A 4,149-nucleotide genomic window follows, 5' to 3' on the forward strand; every position below is an offset into this window, starting at 1 on the left:
CTGGTAATCCGCATGTATCCAGAGTCTGATCCTACGGATGATGAAATCAAGGAAAGGTTGCAGAAATATTATGGTGATGAACTTAATGTGACCGGTGTCCTTGTTTCTGACTACCGTAAGAGGCTGACTAACCTGGGAGCTTATGTGAAGGACATTAAGCAGGGATTTACCAGGTATTTCAATAAAAAGTATGGTCGCAGAGGCTTTTTCTGGGGGGATAGATTCAAGAGTATGATTGTTCAGGACGGGTTAAGCCTGGTTAATCTTCTGGCTTATGTGGACCTCAATCCTATAAGGGCCGGGATAGTAAAGAGACCCGAAGACTACCGCTGGTGTTCTCTTGGTTATCATACCCAGACCGGGAATAAAGACGGCCTGCTGTCCATAGACTTTGGGATGAAGGAATGGAACGAGTTTGATCCCAAGGAGATTGTCCGCAGGTACAGGCAGTTTGTTTACGAGACTGGCGCTGTGGATGCGGGTAAAGGCAAGACCATGGACAAGAAGATAGTGGAAAAGGCCCGGAAGAAAGGCTACAAAATATCCAGGACTGACCGGTTCAGGTATAGATGCCGGTATTTTACTGACTCCGGGGTGATCGGAGGCAAGGACTTTGTTCAGGAGGTGTTTGACCAGGTTAAGCACTTGCTGGGGTCCAAGGATACAAGGAAATTTACGCCCGTAGGTGGTGTGGATGGGGTTTATTCCATGAAGAGGTTGGGAGTTGGCTGAAAATCAGACTTGAGCCCTTTATGAACGCTACTTTGCCGATGATCAAGATGCTTGGTGGGGTGAAGTGAGAGTTGATTATTTTTCTGACTGCCGGTACTTGACTTACAAGAGATCCATGCGGATATTTGTTAACAGGAACGGAATAATATATGACCCCAACAGTATTCAGAAAAAGAGGCTACAGGTTTTTCTTTTTCTCAAGAGAAGAAACCAGAATGCATGTGCATGTTGTCTCCAGTGAAGGAGAAGCCAAGTTCTGGCTTAAGCCGGAACTGGAACTGGCGAATAATTACAGGTTTTCCAGAAAAGAATTGAAAGAAATAGAAGCAATTATTGAGGAGCACCACCATGAGCTTGCCAGCGCGTGGATTAAACACTTCAGCAGTTGAAGTTACTCATGTTTCCAGTTACGGAATCTGGATCTTAACTGACGATAATGAACTTTTCATGCCTTATGATGAATTCCCCTGGTTTAAAGACCAGCCGCTCAAAAATGTCTTGAATGTTCAGGAACAGTCTCCTGGTCATTTTTATTGGCCTGAAATAGACGTTGACCTCACAGAAGAAATTATCAGACATCCAGAACGCTTCCCCCTCAAATCCAAAGTATTTTCTTCAGAGCTGGAAACACAAAACCGACCTTGATGAAGGTCTAAGGAAATTCTACGCACATTATGACCAAACTGATTCCGGTAACCCCGAAAACACATAAAGATAAACGCTGGAAACCCAGGGCTGATTATGAGTATGTCAGAGGTTCAGCTTTAGTTCCGATATTTAATGTTGATATTATCAGTGCTGCGGGTGAAATGCCCATTGTGTTTACCAAAAGAAATGAATCTTTTATGCCCTACGCAGTGCTGGGCTATGAACCTGACAACAATCTTTTTGTAGATGCAGATGGCAAGTGGACAGGCAGTTATGTTCCCTATGCCCTTAAAGGATATCCTTTTCAGGTGGCGTACAACCAGAACAAACAGCCCATACTTTGTGTTCTTGAAGGAAATGAGCAGATTACAGATAAAGAGGAAGGCATACCCCTTTTTGATGAAAATGGTAAGCTTACCAAACAAACCCGCGACAAAATGAATTTTCTGCTCACTCTGGAACAGAGCCGCACAGCAACAGCCAAGGCCTGCCAGGCACTAAGCAAATACGAACTTATCCAGCAGTTTCCGTTGGTATTAAACATCCAGTCCAAAAAACATAAGCTGGATGGTTTATACAGCGTTGACAGTAAAGCATTGGGGCAGATACCAGATGAAGGCCTGCTTGAACTGCGTAAAGCCGATGCTCTGGCACTTGCCTATGCCCAGCTTATTTCCAGACAGCACGCCTCAAAAATAGCCAGGCTGGCTGAAGAGAGGATGGATTCAGCAGAAGACGATACAGTCTATGAGTTCAGCTTGGACGACAAATTAAACATATAAAGGAGATTTACCTATGCCTACAATAACCATCGACGGAAAAGAGTACGATTCAGAAACCATATCAGACGAAGCCAAGGCCCAGCTGGCCTCAATCCAGTTTGTAGACCGCAAAATAGCCGAGCTTAAGGCTGAGGTTGCGGCTATGCAGACTGCACGGAATGGCTATGCACGGGCTTTATCTGAGATGCTGAACAAAGAGTAAAGATATTAGCCCGTATGCTTACAAGGTATGCGGGCTTTACTTACAGGAGACCCACACAAATGACCACCGCATGGCAACACGGCTACTACTCAGACACCTCATACACCTACGGATTTTACAAAGAATTCGCACCTAACTGGCTGGACTGGGTAGCCTTACTTAAGGGCTCTGAACCACCCAACACCAGCAATAGAATGCTGGAGCTTGGCTGTGGGCAGGGTCTTGGTTTATGCGTAATGGCTGCAGCTAACCCGACTATTCGCTTTGTGGGAGTGGACTTTAACCCCGAGCAGATAGCACATGCCAGAAGTTTGGTGAGAAGAACAGGGCTTACCAATATTGAGTTCCATGAAGCTGACTTTGTGTCTCTGGCCGCAAAAGACCAACCTTTTGAACCTTGCGATTATGTAGTGGCGCACGGGATACTTACCTGGGTAAACCAGGAAGTACGCTCAGCAATATACAGAATAATCGACAAAACACTGACCCCGGGCGGGCTGGCGTATTTCAGTTACAACGCCCTACCCGGCTGGCTGGCAACACACCCAGTGCAGCACTTGATGACCCAGTTTGCGGATAGAACCGGTGTGAATAAGCAATCCTTTGAGTCTGCCCTGACTGCTTTGGAGAGCCTTAAAAATGCTGGAGCTGCGGTATTTAAGTCTCAACCGGGTATCCAGTCCAGACTGGAGCAGCTGCAAAAAACTGCCGCCAATAATGAAAATTACATATATCACGAATATTTCCATAGCTCCTGGACCTTGTTTTATTTTACACAAATAGCCCAGGAAGCAGCTGAGGGTAAACTGCGGTTTCTGGGCAGCGCTACCCTGCCCGAGAATTACGACGCAATGCTGCCTGAACCTATACGTAAAGCCATAGACTCTGCCCCGGATATGGCTATGCGGGAATTATTCAAGGATATGGCTATCAATCAGAGTTTCCGTAGGGACGTATTCGTACGGGGCCAGACACCCATCTGGAGTGGTGAGCAGTTAAGTCTGTTCGCACAGAGAATGGTCACCCTGCTGCAAGACCCCGATAAGATATCCCTGAAATTTCAGACTGGCTTCGGTGAGGTATCTGGGAAAGAAGAAGTATACAAGCCCATCATAGAACAGATAGCCAAAGGTCCAGTTAAAATTGCAGACTTGAATAAAGCTTTGCCGAACTTAAATCTGGGATCACTTCTGCAGTCTTTGACTCTACTTGCCCACGGTGGTGCTGTTGGCTTCTATGTCCAAAACGCAAACAAAAAACCAGCCATAAACTTCAATCAAACTCTTTCAGAACTGGTATCCCGAGGCGCACCGTACAGATATTTGGCCCTGCCTGGTATCGGTACTGGCATAAACTTGGATGAGATCCAGTGGATGGCTATTGATGCACACAGCAAGAACGAGGATATACCAGCTGGGGTAGAGGCAAGGCTCAGGGGCTTAAACAAATCACTGCTTAAAGACGGCCAGCCTTTGAAGCACGGAGAGGAAACAGTTAATGAGCTTAAGGTAAGGCTGGATGGGTTTATTACTGGTACTTTGCCGCTGATTAAGAGGCTTGGCGGGGTTAAGTAAATTACCTTGCTGGCTTATTGCCCACTGGCTTTGAGCTGGTGGGCTTTTTTATGCATTCACACAAAGCGGTCTTACGGCTACCTCAATTTCCGACCATGTACTTTCCCTGGCTTTCTTCAGATCATAAGCCTGCTGGAGGTTCATCCAGAACTCTGCTGAAGTTCCAAAGTACCTGCTCAGGCGTAAGGCCGTATCAGAGGTTATCCTTCTT

General features: G+C 46.2%; 7 protein-coding genes. 6 read left to right on the forward strand and 1 reads right to left on the reverse strand.

Features of this window, described 5'->3' with window-relative positions; all coding sequences use genetic code 11:
* The 6 genes from LZ23_RS24660 to LZ23_RS11610 all read left to right on the forward strand — a co-directional run.
* Nucleotides 1-732, forward strand: a 732-nt coding sequence (locus tag LZ23_RS24660; protein WP_084591031.1) for a polysaccharide deacetylase family protein, incomplete at its 5' end; no start/stop codon positions are given.
* Nucleotides 733-881: 149 nt separating this feature from the next.
* Entirely contained in the window at nt 882-1,121 is a 240-nt protein-coding gene (locus tag LZ23_RS11590; protein WP_045214350.1) for a DUF4160 domain-containing protein, read from the forward strand.
* Entirely contained in the window at nt 1,081-1,377 is a 297-nt protein-coding gene (locus LZ23_RS11595) for a DUF2442 domain-containing protein (protein ID WP_045214352.1), read from the forward strand. The genes LZ23_RS11590 and LZ23_RS11595 overlap by 41 nt, the downstream gene beginning before the upstream one ends.
* Nucleotides 1,378-1,406: 29 nt before the next feature.
* The gene (locus tag LZ23_RS11600) at nt 1,407-2,162 is read left to right on the forward strand and encodes a SapC family protein (protein WP_045214353.1); all 756 of its coding nucleotides are present in this window, start codon (nt 1,407-1,409) and stop codon (nt 2,160-2,162) included.
* Between the two features lie 13 nt (nt 2,163-2,175).
* Nucleotides 2,176-2,364, forward strand: coding sequence for a DUF6447 family protein (locus tag LZ23_RS11605; RefSeq protein ID WP_045214355.1), 189 nt, complete (start codon nt 2,176-2,178; stop codon nt 2,362-2,364).
* 59 nt (nt 2,365-2,423) lie between these two features.
* Complete coding sequence (locus tag LZ23_RS11610; protein WP_045214357.1) at nt 2,424-3,938, forward strand: class I SAM-dependent methyltransferase; 1,515 nt, start codon at nt 2,424-2,426, stop codon at nt 3,936-3,938.
* Nucleotides 3,939-3,986: 48 nt separating this feature from the next.
* On the opposite strand, the gene LZ23_RS11615 is transcribed toward LZ23_RS11610, so the two are convergent.
* Nucleotides 3,987-4,142, reverse strand: coding sequence for a HigA family addiction module antitoxin (locus LZ23_RS11615; RefSeq protein ID WP_269745181.1), 156 nt, complete (start codon nt 4,140-4,142; stop codon nt 3,987-3,989).
* Between the last annotated feature and the right edge of the window lie 7 nt (nt 4,143-4,149).

This window comes from Desulfonatronovibrio magnus, assembly GCF_000934755.1.
GTDB lineage: Bacteria > Desulfobacterota > Desulfovibrionia > Desulfovibrionales > Desulfonatronovibrionaceae > Desulfonatronovibrio > Desulfonatronovibrio magnus.